Origin of the sequence: Arthrobacter sp. BPSS-3 (genome assembly GCF_044628475.1) — a bacterium.
Taxonomy (GTDB): domain Bacteria; phylum Actinomycetota; class Actinomycetes; order Actinomycetales; family Micrococcaceae; genus Arthrobacter.
In genome coordinates, this window is record NZ_JBIMMV010000011.1 from 17264 (window position 1) to 30975 (window position 13712).

The 13712-nt window shown below is 63.3% G+C and carries 12 protein-coding genes and 1 pseudogene; 5 read left to right on the top strand and 8 right to left on the bottom strand.

The window, feature by feature from the left end; translation table 11 throughout:
• Nucleotides 1–376 precede the first annotated feature (376 nt).
• The 4 genes from dprA to ACFVY3_RS15510 all read left to right on the top strand — a co-directional run bounded on the left by dprA (nt 377) and on the right by ACFVY3_RS15510 (nt 5394).
• Nucleotides 377–1285 carry a DNA-processing protein DprA gene (gene dprA, locus ACFVY3_RS15495; RefSeq protein WP_400160389.1) on the top strand — a complete coding sequence of 303 codons (909 nt, stop codon included), beginning with the start codon at nt 377–379 and terminating at the stop codon, nt 1283–1285.
• Between the two features lie 563 nt (nt 1286–1848).
• Nucleotides 1849–2874 (top strand): DUF4192 domain-containing protein, encoded by a 1026-nt coding sequence (locus ACFVY3_RS15500; protein ID WP_400160390.1) that lies wholly within the window; start codon nt 1849–1851, stop codon nt 2872–2874.
• A 494-nt stretch (nt 2875–3368) separates the two neighbouring features.
• A complete protein-coding gene (locus ACFVY3_RS15505) occupies nt 3369–3521 on the top strand; it encodes a hypothetical protein (RefSeq protein ID WP_364403218.1) in 153 nt (50 codons plus the stop codon).
• Between the two features lie 529 nt (nt 3522–4050).
• Nucleotides 4051–5394, top strand: coding sequence for a ParB/RepB/Spo0J family partition protein (locus ACFVY3_RS15510; RefSeq protein ID WP_400160391.1), 1344 nt, complete (start codon nt 4051–4053; stop codon nt 5392–5394).
• A gap of 387 nt (nt 5395–5781) precedes the next feature.
• Here ACFVY3_RS15510 and ACFVY3_RS15515 read toward each other — a convergent pair whose 3' ends face one another.
• Nucleotides 5782–6171, bottom strand: coding sequence for a hypothetical protein (locus ACFVY3_RS15515; protein WP_400160392.1), 390 nt, complete (start codon nt 6169–6171; stop codon nt 5782–5784).
• 475 nt (nt 6172–6646) lie between these two features.
• Between ACFVY3_RS15515 and ACFVY3_RS15520 the strand changes: the two genes are divergently transcribed.
• A complete protein-coding gene (locus ACFVY3_RS15520; protein ID WP_400160393.1) occupies nt 6647–6982 on the top strand; it encodes a hypothetical protein in 336 nt (111 codons plus the stop codon).
• Here the strand turns inward: ACFVY3_RS15520 and ACFVY3_RS15525 are convergent.
• From ACFVY3_RS15525 to ACFVY3_RS15555, 7 genes and pseudogenes are all read right to left on the bottom strand, one after another.
• Nucleotides 6979–7428 (bottom strand): hypothetical protein, encoded by a 450-nt coding sequence (locus ACFVY3_RS15525; RefSeq protein WP_400160394.1) that lies wholly within the window; start codon nt 7426–7428, stop codon nt 6979–6981. The two genes, ACFVY3_RS15520 and ACFVY3_RS15525, sit on opposite strands and share 4 nt — an antisense overlap.
• Before the next feature lie 610 nt (nt 7429–8038).
• Nucleotides 8039–8377, bottom strand: coding sequence for a hypothetical protein (locus ACFVY3_RS15530; protein ID WP_400160447.1), 339 nt, complete (start codon nt 8375–8377; stop codon nt 8039–8041).
• 226 nt (nt 8378–8603) lie between these two features.
• Nucleotides 8604–8930 carry an LD-carboxypeptidase gene (locus ACFVY3_RS15535; protein WP_400160395.1) on the bottom strand — a complete coding sequence of 109 codons (327 nt, stop codon included), beginning with the start codon at nt 8928–8930 and terminating at the stop codon, nt 8604–8606.
• Nucleotides 8931–9083: 153 nt separating this feature from the next.
• Nucleotides 9084–9533, bottom strand: coding sequence for an AAA family ATPase (locus ACFVY3_RS15540; protein WP_400160448.1), 450 nt, complete (start codon nt 9531–9533; stop codon nt 9084–9086).
• Nucleotides 9534–9742: 209 nt separating this feature from the next.
• Nucleotides 9743–9921: pseudogene (locus ACFVY3_RS15545) on the bottom strand (ATP-binding protein); the annotation flags it as partial.
• Between the two features lie 599 nt (nt 9922–10520).
• The gene (locus tag ACFVY3_RS15550) at nt 10521–11786 is read right to left on the bottom strand and encodes a magnesium transporter MgtE N-terminal domain-containing protein (protein WP_400160396.1); all 1266 of its coding nucleotides are present in this window, start codon (nt 11784–11786) and stop codon (nt 10521–10523) included.
• A gap of 73 nt (nt 11787–11859) precedes the next feature.
• A complete protein-coding gene (locus ACFVY3_RS15555) occupies nt 11860–13452 on the bottom strand; it encodes an NRAMP family divalent metal transporter (RefSeq protein WP_400160397.1) in 1593 nt (530 codons plus the stop codon).
• Between the last annotated feature and the right edge of the window lie 260 nt (nt 13453–13712).

Here is a 13712-nt window from a genome sequence, read left to right on the forward strand (position 1 = left end):
TGAACATCGGGTAACGGACGCCATCGTGCCCCAGCCTCGCCCGGGGGGCGGCGCCAGGGTTAGGCCCTCGGACCTCGCTGCGCTCGGGCTGTAGAAGCGTTTTTCTGTTTTTTGCTGCTGTCCTGCGGATCGTACGTGCCCGCTCCACCGGCTCAACCGTCCTGCGGACGGCTGCGCAGCCGATGCCTTGTGTCGGCGCTTCGCTTATTTCCTCCCACAATCCATCCGCTGCTTGCCCTTCGGGTTGCCCCGGCTCCGTCGGGCACAGCTACGCGTTGCTCCGCCAGCAGGCAAAAAACGCCGGGGGAGAGGGGACGCTGGCCGGTCACCACAGCCGCCCCACCCACCGGATCCTCAGCAAAGGACGAGAGAAACCATGAACGATCGCATTGCACGCGCAGCCCTGACCCGACTCTTCGAACCCGGCGACCGTGTCGGTCGGGCCCTCGTGGGCAGGCTCGGCGCGTACGCCGCGTTGAGGCTTGCCACCGGCGCGCAGCCCGTACACGCCATTCCGGAGGCCACGGCCGAGGAACTGTCAGAGGCCCTCAAACGGTGGGCTCCGCGGGTTCCGGAGGTGGACCCGGAGAAGGATCTGGCCACCATCGAACGACTGGGCGGCGGGTTCCTCATCCCCGGAGATGAACACTGGCCGGAAGGCTTGGACGATCTGCCCGACGCCCCGTACGGGCTTTGGTACCGGGGCAACATCGACAACGGCATCCCAGCGCCTTCGAAGTGTGTGGCCCTGACCGGTTCCCGGGACTCGACCAGCTACGGCGCCTCAGTGACAGGGGATATGGCCTACGGGCTGGCGCAACGCGGAATCTGCGTGATCTCAGGCCTTGCCTACGGCATCGATGCGCACGCGCACCGGGCCGCGTTGGCCGGAAGCCAGGGAGAAGGACCGGCAACCCTCGCGGTACTGGCCGGAGGCCTTGACCGGGACTACCCGTCCGGTAACGCTGAGCTCGCGGCCGCGATCCGCGGTAACGGCCTGACCCTCTCCGAGCTCCCGCCCGGTTCCGCCCCGACCCGGCACAGGTTCCTGCAGAGAAACCGCATCATCGCCGCCCTCGCAGGCGTGACCTGTGTCGTGGAAGCCCGCTGGCGTTCAGGGGCGCTGAACACCGCCCACCACGCCGAAACCATTGCCCGGCATGTCGCGGCCGTTCCCGGGAGCGTGCACAGCGCCAACTCCGCAGGATGCCACCGGCTCCTGAAAGAAGGTGCGGCGGTGCTGGTCTCCGATGCTGCCGAATTGGCCGAACTCCTCGCCGGCTAGTCCTTTCAGGTGGCCGTCCCGTTGCCGGGGCGGTCACCGCGAGCGGTCCGCCGTCGTGGCCGGCTTGGGCGGTGGGTTGGCGGCGGCGGACCGCCATTCGCACACTCACGCCCGGGGACCAGGGTGCGCGGCCGCCGATGCCATGGACGTCGTGAGCAGACCCGGGGTGCTGATGGAAGGGTTCGCAGGGCTCACCCAGGAAAGGGCGTCCGCTGGCGCGGCCGGCTGCGGGGTCCAGTGCCGGCTCCGCAGGGCTCCGCCGCCCCCGGCCCTGTTCTGTCTACGACGTTTTGGCTGCTGTCCTGTCGGATTGTACGTGTCCGCTCCGGCCCGTCTAGCCCCTCCTCCGTCGGGGCCTGCGGCGCACGAAATGTCCCTGCGGCGCTCCTTCGTCGCTGATTTCCTCCGGGAATTTCCCGCCCCTTGCCCTGCGGGTAGACAGGCCTCCGTCGGCCACAGCTCCGCAAGCTTCGCCAGCAGCCAAAACAACGGGGGAAAGGGGAAGCTGGCCGGTCACCACGAGCCGCCCCACCCACCACCATCCTCAGCAAAGGACTTTGAACATGAACGACGCAATCCGCATCTCCAGCCCGGCCGACATCCTCGGTTTCATCCCGCACTCCCTCGGGTTCGCACCGCGTGAATCCTTTGTGTTCCTGACCATGCGGGGCACGACCCTCGGCGCCACACTGCGCGTCGACGCGCCCGTGTCCGCGGAACCCGCCGGGTTCGCCGCCTCCATGGTGGAGTACCTCGCACTGGACACTCAGGCCACGGCGTTGCTGCTGGCCATCTACACGGCCAGCACCCCCGGGCCCGGTCAGCCCCGTCCCTTCCACGACCACGTCGAGGCCGTCATTGAGGCCCTGGACAGCGCAGGTACCCCGCTGCAGGACGCGTGGCTGGTCACCCCGTCGCACTGGCAAAACCTCCTGTGCGACAGCGACGCCGGGTGCTGCCCGCTCGAACCGCTGGAATCCATCACTGACGGGCAACTGAACGCGGAACTGGTGTTCCGTGGCAGCAGCTACCAAAAGACGCCCGGCACCAGCTACGCACCGTTCGCGGGCCCGGCAGACAGGGAAGAACAGATCCACCACGCGCTCCCGGGAGTGCTCGGTGCGGACCTGGAACCGGGCCGGGAACTGTGGGAAGAGGCCCTGACCCGGGACAGCTGGACGGACCCGCAGACAGCGGCGGAGCTGCTGGCCTGCTTCCAGCGCCCGGACCTGCGCGACGTGATGTTCTGCAACGTGATCGACCCGGAACGGACCGACGCCGAGGAAAGCGGGAATCTGCTCGTGGGGGAGGGGATCGCCCCGGACTGGAACCGCGTGGACCGGGCGCAGGAAACCGCCCGGGACCTCATCGACGCCGCGCCGGAAGGGTACCGCGCGCCCCTGCTGACTTTGATCGGCTGGCTGGCGTACCTCAAAGGCCAGTCGTCAGTAGCCGGAGACCACTTCAAGCTTGCCCTGGCCGACACACCGGGATACCGGCTCGCGGAACTGATGGACCAGCTGGTGAGCCGGGGAACCATCGCCCCCGTCGCCAAGAACCAGGACACCGCCTACAAGCGGCACCGCTAAAAAGCGTCAGGGCCGGACCGGGGTACCGGTCCGGCCCCTGCGTGCGGTGGCGGCCTCCCCCGCATGCGCTCCTCCGGCCGCCGACGGCGCGACAACGGCGCAACTCAGGTAAGGTATGGCCGGAGTGGAAGCTGATACCAGAGGCCGTACCCGCACCGACTCGAAGCGCTCAGACCACAGGTTCTGATTCCCGGGCTTTATCCAGATCGTATGAACGCAACCCGTGCTTCACGCCGAGGCGAATAATCCAATACAGCGTGACTGCCGCTAAAACCACAGGCCCAAGCACCCACACCACGCCAACGACTATCGAAATGTCCAAAGTACTTCCCCCGAACGTGAGTCTTTGCGTAAAGCCTCTCACGAGGGCAGGAACATCTCCTCCGGCCGCCGATCGCGCTTCCGCGGGCGCAGCACCACAAGCGGGCAACCCGCCGGACGCCGGGCTACAGTGGAAAAGGAACACGATCCACTAAGAGCCCTGGGGGCAGCACATGAGCCACGAGTACATCCTGACGGACGAAGACGCAGCACCTGCCGATGCCACCCACGCCCAGGACATCCTCGAGCTCTCGATGTTGACCATGCCGCAGCCAGGCGCCCCCATCGTTGATATCTCCTGGGAGAAATCCCCGCTGGACCTGTAAGTTTCCTGCAGCGATGACGCTGCAGCACTGAGTTTCCTTTTGCTGAGGGAAAACTGAGGCCGGCCCCAACGGGCCGGCCTCAGCCCTTTTAAACACTAAAAGGGCCTCGCTTCGCTCGGACTGTAGAAGCGCTCTTCTTGTTTTGGCTGCTGTCCTGACGGATTGTACGTGTCCGCTCCGGCCGGTCTAGCCCCTCCTACGTCGGGGCCTGCGGTGCAGGAAATGTCCCTCCGGCGCTCCTTCGTCGCTGATTTCCTTGAGGGAATTTCCCGCCCCTTGCCCTGCGGGTAGACAGGCCTCCGTCGGCCACAGCTCCGCAAGCTTCGCCAGCAGCCAAAACAACGGGGGAGAAGGGGAAGCTGGCCGGTCACCACGAGCCCGTCCCACTCACCGGCAAGACAACTTGGTCCGCGCCCGCACCCGTTTCCACCCGCTTGACAGACATAGAAGCGTCGGGGGGAAAGGGGACGCTGGCCGGTCACCTGAGCCGCCCCACCCACCGAATCCTTGGGCAAAAAGGAGCAACACCATGACCACCAACCCGACCCTCGAAATGCTCGACCCGGCCACGCTGACCGTGGACATCAACGTCCGCAAAGACGCGGCCCTGACCGGTGACTTCATCGCCAGTATCAAAGAACACGGTGTGATGGAGCCGGTGATCGCGCACCGCAAGGAGGATGGCACCGTGCACGTCCTGATGGGCCAGCGGCGCACCCGCGCGGCCGTTGAAGCCGCCCGGCCCCTGATTCCGGTGATGATCATCGAATCCCCCGAGGAAGCCGAACGCATCGTGACCCAGGTCGTGGAGAACATCCAGCGGGCCGAGCTGACCGAAGCGGACGAGGCCGACGCCTACCACCAGCTGTCCCTGATCGGAGTTTCGGCCGCCGCGATCGCCAAGAAGACCGGACGGACCAAAACCACGGTCGAGGGCGCGCTGAAGGCCAAGGCCTCCGACGCCGGAGCGGCCGCCCTGGGCAAGGGCTACACCATCGATGAAGCGCTCATCATGGCCGAGTTTGAAGGTGACGTAGACGCCACCGAGGAATTGGAGTCCGTGCTGGCGGACGAAGCCGACCAGCTCCTCCACGTCGCGCAGCTCCTGCGCGACCGCCGGGCCAGCGAAGCCGCACGCGCCGCGCTCGTTGCCGAGCTCGCGGCGGCTGGGAAGACCATCGTGGAGCACGCAGGGTACTACGACGAGGACGAGAACCTGTACGTCAGCGCCGCGAAGCGTGCCGATGGGGAAGCGGCCACCGACGAGGACGCCAACGCTTACAGAATCACCACCGACTATCGGGGGCAGTACAACGCCGAACCCGTCATCATCGGCTGGAAAGAGCTGGGTTTCGTGTCGAGGTACAAGCGGTACGACGGCGGCACCCAGGCCCAGAAAGGGCCGATGACCGACGAAGAGAAAACCGAGCGCAGGACCCTGATCGCGAACAACAAGGCGATGGAATCCGCTGGGGTCGTCCGCCGCGAGTTCATCAAGACCCTGCTCTCGCGGAAGACCGCGCCGAAGGGCTGGCAGTACTTCACCGTCCACGCCATCACCCACTACTCCGAGACCGCCAGTGGCTATGACGGCAAGGTCGCCACCGAGATGATCGGTGCCAAGACCGGGGAGGATATGGACCGGTGGGGCTGGAACCCGCTCCGGGACCACACCGCCAAAACCACCGCCCGGCCGGAGTTCTCCCTGATCGCCCTGATCTGCGCCGGGTATGAGAAGACCATCCAGAAAGACTCATGGCGCTCCGCTGAGAAGCGGCACTTCGATTACCTGAACCAGCTCACCCAGTGGGGGTACACGGCCAGTGCCGTGGAGCAGATCATCATTGACAAACACACCACCGAGGGCGAATAGTCCGGCATAGGCCGGGTGACTGAAACCCCCAATGCAGAAGCCAGGCCCTTCCACCCGCAAGGGTGGAAGGGCCTGGCGTCCAGATCCTCCCCTTATCGCAACTGCCCGGCCACTGACCCCAGCAGGGGCGAGGAACCTCCCGCACGTCGGGCGGTCCGCCGCCCAGGGCGAACCACAGCAGCCACTCACCAGCGACGGACCGCCATCAACCGCGACCACGCAGCCGGCAAGTCACAGCCGCGAGATCAGGAACAACGACGTACCCACCCCGCGGCAGCATCTCAAACACTTCAGCTCCGCTGAACCACAGATTTCCTTTGCCCAAGGGAAACCAAAGAGGGACGGCACATTGTGTGTCGCCCCTCTTTTCCTTTGGAAAGCAGGGAGCTACCCGACCACATCAACGCGGACGTCTGTTTGTCGGTCTGCCCCGCCGAAGTTGAGATAACCCCTGAGGTCAGGGCTGTCGCCCAACTCTGAGAAATGCATCGCGGGGTACGGCGTCAAAATTTGGTGCTCGTCCTCAGTAGCTCGGATGTAGTCGAAGTTCTCCTGCTTCGCCGCATTGTGGTCAAAGACGAAATATGCGGCCCGTTCGCCGTCGAGAAACTTGATGCCGAATTGCCGCAGGGTTTTCCCATCCTGGCTTTTACCCTGGATGCCCACGAGGAACGTCTCCTCTTTGGGCACGGGACCGCTCAGTTCATATTTCACAAGGACAGATCCGTTGCCCTCAAAGACAGTGACGGCAGTAAGAGTGGGTACAGGGGTTGTCATGTGGACAGCCTAACCTTGGGGCCGGACAGCTCTACCCCAGCAGTTCTCGGGATGTGATTGTCTCGACAAACCAGTAGAAGTCCTGCGTCCCAAGCGGTCCGGAACCGCCCCCCATTATCTGCTGAGGTGTTTCTCCTGGATGCGGTAACGGCAATTGAAGATTCTCGGGAGAGGGGGCCAGCACTTGTGATCGATGGTAGGACGTTGCTGTTAGCCACATGCCGGCACCGTTCCGGATCGGACCGATGCGGGAACTGCCCCGAATAGAGTCGTCGGGGGCGGGCCAGTGTGGTTCTCCATAAGAAACGACGATGTCTATGTCCCAAGCGCTGTTGGGCTGCAGGAGAGTTTTGAGCATCAAGCCATCTCGGTTTTCGCTTAGCTTCGGAACAGGCGCCCTGGATAGAGCGGCTTCACGGAATCGAGGGCGTTGGAGGTCCCAAGTCCATCGCAAACGGGCGACGTGGTAGGCCTGGTGGCTCAGCTGTACTCCATCAAATGCATATCCTCGCCCGAGCTGGTGCTGGACAAAATTGCCGAGAGCACGAGCCTCCCTGACCGCTCTCCTGTCGCTTCTGATGTGGAAGCGGTGACGAGAGAAGCCTTCGGTGGGACCATGCATCGAGAGATGAAAACCACCGGCATGCCGTCCCTCGAAATCAAGGTAAAAGTCGCTCTTCTTGGCTGTGATCCTCCAGATATTGCCACGCGGAAGGTTATCGTCAGCGCTCAAGACTATGAAGATTTCCCGCTTGCTCACCGCATAATCCTTTTACGCTTACTCAAACAGCGCAGCCACATCTTCGGTTAGTCATTTCCGACCGAGCTAATCGTGTTCAGCCACGCCAGGGCCTCCGACTCATCGGTGAAATACCTGCTTGGGCACAGTGGCAGGGGCAGCCCCCGACGCCCGTGGGCAATGACCCGGTCCATTGGCGTTCTGCCAAGGAAAGCGAAGGCCTTGACGGTAACGGCTTCACTGAAGACGCGAACTGCTTCGCGACTGACATAGTCAACGCCGGTGACCTGGAGCAGGACAACGCAGCCAGTACCTCCGGTCAGGGCCAGAAGTTGTTCCCGCACGCGAATTCCGTCGGCCCCGGTGATCCGGCTGCCGGGACGGAAAGTAATCCGGAGAAACGCTTCGCCTTCGACCTCCAGAGAGACATTGGCAGGTCCGGCATCCAAGGTTTGTTGTCCCTGGCTTTCCTCAGCCAGCGGATATTGGTTGTTGTCGGTGCAGGTTAGTGTCGTCATCGAATCCCCCGAATGCCGTTCGACGCTGCCCCGTCGTACGCTTTTGACCCCGGGTTGGCCACGGGGTTGTGTCGCCAAGAATACCCCCGGGGGAATCGCTGGTCCATAGACTGGACCTTCGTTGTGGCAGGTTAGAGCGGCCGACCGTAGGGATAATCCACCCATTGCCCGGTACCGTCTTCTGGGCACGCCAGCTCGGCGCCGTTTAGCGTGGACCAGTAGTCGGCGGGGTAGCGGGCTCCCTGGAGAACGGCGTTCACGTCCACACTCTGCTCTTCGCGTCCGTCGGCAAACCGTACGTCATACCGAATACTGCGGTAGCGAGTTCTCAACCAGCGCCGCTCCCATGAGGCAGTGGCTCGGATGGCAACCGGCATGTCTGAGCTCATCCCTTCATCCTGCCTTACCGCCCGCGCTCACCTGGCCAGCGCGGGAATGGCGCCCATTCCGCAAACGGTCAAAAACGACCCTTATCGAAATGCGGGTGCCGCATAGCTAAGAGCCGATGGGTTTTGACTTGTTTTGGTCCGCACGGGCTTGCTGACGGATCGTCGACGGGCGACTTAGTTGTAGTCAGCGGTGACTGTCTTGGTGGCTCCGTCGAGGCGGATTAGGCCACCGTGGGGAAGAATCCACTGGGTCGGGTGTGGCCGAAGGGCACTCCAACACAGACGACAGCGTCCGGGTTGTAGGCACTTACCTGCTCGGTGATTGCTTCGCTCTGTTCCGCGCGTAGCTGGGCTCGCACGTCGGCTGCCGGAACGGCGGCGCCTAAGCGACTGACTGGCGGCCTGGCAACCAATATGCCGGCGGAGGCTTCGAGGATTCCTCTCTCGCCCAGGGCCCGCACCCACCCCTTCACTTCGTCCGCGGGAGGCAGCTCCTCGCTGGTCTCAAATAGCAGGACCGCCCCCTCGAGGTCCTCCACCGCAGGCATCCGATCAGCCATTGCGATCTGGTCAATTACCTCAAGACAGCCGCCCCACGATCGTCCTTCCACGACCGTCTTCGGACCGGTCCAGGTCCACGGTTCCGTCGGCTCCCGGACACCAAACTCGGTCAGGGCGCGAGGGTCCGTCCAGGTAATTCCGTAATCCTCTGACTCTCCAGGATCGGTTAGTTCGATCGTTCCGCCCTCAATCAGTGCGGCGCGAAGCGAGAGGAGGTGCGGCTCGTCAACACGTGGGCCTGCTCCCAGGTGTACCTGCGTGGAACCACCGTAGTAGCTGGGGATTCCGAGGTCCCACAGGAAGTTGTGCAGGTTTGTGTTGTCCGCTGTAGCCGAGGAAGGGCTTCGGATTGCCAACCACGACGTCGGCGTTAATGTGTTTGATTACCGTGATTTGGTCGTTGCCCCCGATTGTCGCGAGCACAGCTCGGATGCTGGGGTCGGCGAATGCGGCATTGATGTCAGCTGCCCGAGCCTGGGCGCTTGCGCCCAGTTGTCTCGTCGTGGGGTACTCAACTGGAACTAAACCCGTAGATTCTGCCAGACGCCTCATCGCCTGCTCATGGACCTCCTTCGAGATAGCAGGAGAACCCGATCACCCGTGTGAGCCTTGGCCATGGCAGCAAATTGTTTTGACGTCATCTCATCATTAGATCAGGCATGGAATTAATGTCGCGGCGTCCACACCGGCCCGAACTCTGAAGCATTAGGGAAAGACGATGACCTCTAGCGGTCCTTCTTCCGCTGTTGGGACTTCGAAGTTGTCAAAGTACTTGGCAGCCAGTTTCTCGCTAAGTCTGAAGTCGTCTGCGTGACCCGCCGCCCGGCCACGAATGCGTTCAAGAGCGACTTCACGCGGGGTCGCCATATAGATTGTCTCCGGCTCGACGCCCAGGGGCCTCAGCAGGCGGCGGTACTCTTCGCGCATATTCAGCGACCAGAAAGAAAAGTCGAGAACCACGTCGAAACCTGACTGGACAAGTTTGATGAGACGGCTTTGAAGCGCTGCCTCGATCTCGCGTCGTGGGCCTGCTTCCAGCGGCATAGCACGGAACCCCATCCGCCACGCAGCCTCGTCAAAAGAGAGACGGACCATCCCGCCGCTCTCTAGTCTTCGAGCAATTGTGGATTTGCCAGCGCCGGCAGGGCCGCACATGAAAACGACTCGACTCACCTGAGCAATGCTATGCGTATGGGGGAGGGGAGCCGACCTCGTCACCTGAGCTGCCGACCGAAAAATGCCGAAAGCCGAGGCTCTCTCCGCTTTGGTCAAAAACGACCCTTTTTGAGCTATTTCGCGTCGACAACGCGAAACGCTGTGGACTTCGGAGCTCTCTGGCGGTGTTCTGGTGGCGCTCTTTGTCGTCAGTTGCCTATGACCAGGGGTGGCGCGGCTGTTTCGATGACGTCATCTGTGATGGTCGCAAGTTGGTTGATCTTTACTACAGGGATGACCTGGGGGAAGAGTCGTTCGAGGAGCCGGAAATGCCGCGGATGATTCGTTCGATTGCGGCTATTGCTTGGGCATCAATGAAGTCGCCGGGCCAGTCCTAGATTGAATCTACTGCTCTTAGTTGTAGGTGTGTCTTGTCGGGGATTTTCGGACGCACTGAAAAATGTGCCGTGAGGGCCTGTGCGTTCTCGCTCGTGGTCCTGGGTCATAACAGACCGACCAGGGGTAATCGACTGGTTAGGCCCTACTAATTCCATTGCTTTCCGGCGTGGAGCCATCGAAAGCATCGCTTTGGACCTTCCAGCGGTGCGTAATGATCGCAGCGGCAGCTACGGATAGCGGGACGAGCGGTACATGCCAGCAAATCGTTGCGGTGATGCCCGCGGCAAAGATCGCTATCGTTGTGAGCCGTTTGGTGGCCGCCAGACCGGCGATCCTCCGCCGGTGGGTGCGCACGGGATGCCAGCTCGCTCGGGCCCGTTCAGATGGGGGTTCGTGCTCGCGGATCAGGGCAACTAGGGCTGCCGGCGTCCCGGTGATGCGGGCAACGCGCTCGGCCGAGATGCCACGGGCGAGCAGCCGCGGCACAAGAAGGACCCTCACGCTGGGTTGATCGCTTCGTGCCCGAGTTGGGCTGGTGTCTTGCACAATGATAAATATGCGCCTTGGCTGTCATTTGCGCCAGTGAGATTAGCCTTCCCTTCCTGTTTCGTGGTGGTTGGACTCGCGGCGGGACCAGTCGTCGGGGATCGCGGCCTCGAGGGCATCGTCGACTGTGATGGAACCGATAATGCGGCGGTCTTCGGCGATGACCGGCATCGCCAGGAGGTTGAAGTCCGCCATGCGGGTTGTGACGTCAATGACGTCGTCGCCGGGTGAGGCGCAGACCAGGTCGTGGTCAGCGACCTCACCGAGGGTCGTAGCGGGGTCGGCCTGGACGGCGTGGACCAGGCTCAGGGTGCCCTCGAGTTTTCCGTCGCGGGCGAGGGTGTAAATCACGCTTAGAGCCTGGGGTTGGAGGAGGCTGGCTCCGCGGACCGCGGTGAGGGCGTCGGCGATGGTGGCGGTTGATGGAAGCGCGAGGAAATCGGTGCCCATGAGGCCGCCTGCTGTTAGCCCGTGGTAGCCCAGGAGCCGGTGGACAACGGCTCGGTGGGGTTCGGGCAGCAGATCCAGGACAGGGGAGCGGCGCTCCTGTGGGAGGTCCATGAGCGCGTCGGCGGCGTCGTCGGCCTGCATGCGTCCGAGGACTTCGGCGACCTCTGCGTCGGTGCGGTCCCGGAAGAGTTCGGACTGGGAGTCCTCGTCCAGTTCTTCGAAGACATCGGCCTCGAGCTCGGGATCTTTGTGGACCTCGGCCAGGAGTTCGTTTTGTTCGTTTCCGGTGGCTTCTTCGATGATGTCGGCGATCTGGGCCGGCTTCAGTGCGGGGATCCGCCCGGTCACGGCGCGTATCTGGGCGGATCCTGCATGGCCGATGAGTGGTTCGAAGTCCTTCCAGTCCCGCTGCGGGTGTGCCGCGTGGCGGGACCCGAGGCTGAGCCACCGGCGACGGTGAACGTCCAATCCGGTCGCTGCCCATCCGTCCAGGACAGGCGTGAGGTGGACGTCGTAGGCTTTCACGAACGCTGCCCGGGAGACGTCGATGAGGCGGTGTCCGAGGACGTCCTCGGAGAGGAGGACTTCGCCGTCGCGCCTGCGGAACTCGCCCACGTCGCCGGTGCTCACGGCAAGCTGAACGCGGGTGGACTCGAGGACGGCCAGGTTGGTCGCTGCGACAAATACCCGGGTGTTGCCGACGGCGACGACGAGGCCGGTGAGGAGGGGGTAGTCGCCGTGACGGAGGCGGACGATGAGGTCTGCCAGGGTTCCCATGCGGTGTCCGTCGACGTCGGTGACGGGTTGACGTAGGAGGGTGGAGAGGGACTGTGTTGCGGTCGGCGCTGCGGTGGTCATCGAGGGCCTTTCGTGCTCAAAAGCGTCTGGGGTGACTTTATGTCATTGGGGGCAGGTTTGAGAGGGGCTGTTATTAGCCCGCGAGGGCGAGCTGCACGACACGGACGATGACCAGGATCATCGCCACGAGCAGGTAGAGGCGCAGGACGCTGAGACCCGCCCTTCGGGCTGTGGAAAGCTGGGGGCGCCGCAGCAAGGCAAGCGGTGGCATCCGCCACTCGGAGCGCTGGGACCGGTCCATCTGCTCGGGAACCACAAGTTTGCCGGTGGCCCGTGCCCGTGCACGGACCACCACGAGCGCGACGGCTGCCAGGACGGCCAGGACGGCGCCGCCGCCGAGGATCTCCAGGATCGTGGTTCCGTCGATGTCCGGGAAGAGAACCGCCGCGGTGAGAACGACGGAAAGGATCACGAGAACAGCGATAACTGCCGAGGTGAAGATGTTCATGCCGCGTCCGTTGACCCAGGGGCCCATGACTTCCTTGTCGTTGCAAAGCAGTAACAGGAACACCGTCGCGGAAGGCAACAGCACGCCGGCGAGCACCTGCACGCCCACGGTGAGCAGGCCCAAGGGGCTGCCGGGAATGATGACGATCACCGCGGAGAGAAGGATGAGGGCTGCGAAGGCTGCGTAGAAGCCCTTGGCTTCACTGGGCTTGCGATGCAGGGAGTGCTTCAGCCCGAGAACATCGCCCAATGCGTAGGACGTCGACAGTCCAACAGCAGCGGCGCCGATGATTGAGGCGTCGATGAGGGCCAGTGCAAACAGTATCCCCGCGGCGTGACCCACATATTTCCCCAAACCCTCCGCCACACCGCCGGCGTCGGTGAAGTGCCCGAACTCCGGCCGACCCCCGAAAGTGAAGGCGGTGAAGGAAATGATCGCCGCAGCGCCGAGGATCACGATGCCGATTCCAAGCCACAGATCCACGCGTTCGTACTTCATGTAGCGGGGTGTGATCCGCTTGTCGATCACATAAGACTGCTGGAAGAACAGCTGCCATGGGGCGATGGTGGTGCCCACTACAGCGATGATCAGCAGCGTGACGTCGGCGATGTCGGAGCCTGCCGGGATGCCGGGGACCACGAAGTCGTGAGCCATCTGTCCGTAGTCCGGGCCGGCCATGAAGAAGACGGGAACGAGCAGGAGTGAGCCGATGATCAGGGCCATGCAGACCCGTTCGAAACGCTGGAATGAACCCGTGCTGGCCGCGCCTATGACGAACAGGGCAGAGACGACCACACCCGCCACCTTGGGCACGCCAAGGTAGTCGAGTCCAATCGAGATTCCGATGAACTCCGTGACGATCGTGAGCGCATTGAGGATGAACAGGTCAATGGCGCTGAACGCTCCCCAAAACTTTCCGAAGCGTTCGAGGATGAGTCGGGCGTGGCCCACTCCGGTCACCACACCCAGGCGCAGCACCATTTCCTGGTTGACGAACAGGACAGGAACCAAAAGCAGCAGCGTCCACAAAAGGGACGTCCCGTAGTTCTGCCCGGCCTGGGTGTAGGTGCCGAAGGCACCGGCGTCGTTGTCGCCGACCATGACGATCAGGCCAGGACCGACGATCGCGAGCAGGGTCTTCAATCGCCTCTTCCAGCTCGACTGAGCCGAGGAATCCTCCAGCCGGATGGTTCCAAAGGCGCCCTTAATGTCGCCCACGTGGGCAGAGTCGAGGACTGCTGAGGTTCTGCCGTCGGCCGGGAGTGCGGGAGCGGCAGGTAGGGACCGGCCCGGTGGGGTCGTCTTGTTCATGGGGATCTTGGGCATGGGAAACCAGCTTTCCTCCCGGCGGTGGCCGGGCGGTTGTGAAGCGGGCACGCCGGAAGCCCTGAGAGGGCCATCATCGGCATGCTGAGTGAAGGGTGGACCGCGCTGAAGTCCGGTCAGGACGTGAATGTCAGGACGTCAGGACGTGAATG

What these genes read in the sequence shown, in the direction of transcription:
- dprA (WP_400160389.1), top strand. Translation starts at nt 377, where the DNA reads ATGAACGATCGCATTGCACGCGCAGCCCTGACCCGACTCTTCGAACCC.
- ACFVY3_RS15500 (WP_400160390.1), top strand. Translation starts at nt 1,849, where the DNA reads ATGAACGACGCAATCCGCATCTCCAGCCCGGCCGACATCCTCGGTTTC.
- ACFVY3_RS15505 (WP_364403218.1), top strand. Translation starts at nt 3,369, where the DNA reads ATGAGCCACGAGTACATCCTGACGGACGAAGACGCAGCACCTGCCGAT.
- ACFVY3_RS15510 (WP_400160391.1), top strand. Translation starts at nt 4,051, where the DNA reads ATGACCACCAACCCGACCCTCGAAATGCTCGACCCGGCCACGCTGACC.
- ACFVY3_RS15515 (WP_400160392.1), bottom strand. Translation starts at nt 6,171, where the DNA reads ATGACAACCCCTGTACCCACTCTTACTGCCGTCACTGTCTTTGAGGGC.
- ACFVY3_RS15525 (WP_400160394.1), bottom strand. Translation starts at nt 7,428, where the DNA reads ATGACGACACTAACCTGCACCGACAACAACCAATATCCGCTGGCTGAG.
- ACFVY3_RS15530 (WP_400160447.1), bottom strand. Translation starts at nt 8,377, where the DNA reads ATGGCTGATCGGATGCCTGCGGTGGAGGACCTCGAGGGGGCGGTCCTG.
- ACFVY3_RS15535 (WP_400160395.1), bottom strand. Translation starts at nt 8,930, where the DNA reads ATGAGGCGTCTGGCAGAATCTACGGGTTTAGTTCCAGTTGAGTACCCC.
- ACFVY3_RS15540 (WP_400160448.1), bottom strand. Translation starts at nt 9,533, where the DNA reads ATGTGCGGCCCTGCCGGCGCTGGCAAATCCACAATTGCTCGAAGACTA.
- ACFVY3_RS15550 (WP_400160396.1), bottom strand. Translation starts at nt 11,786, where the DNA reads ATGACCACCGCAGCGCCGACCGCAACACAGTCCCTCTCCACCCTCCTA.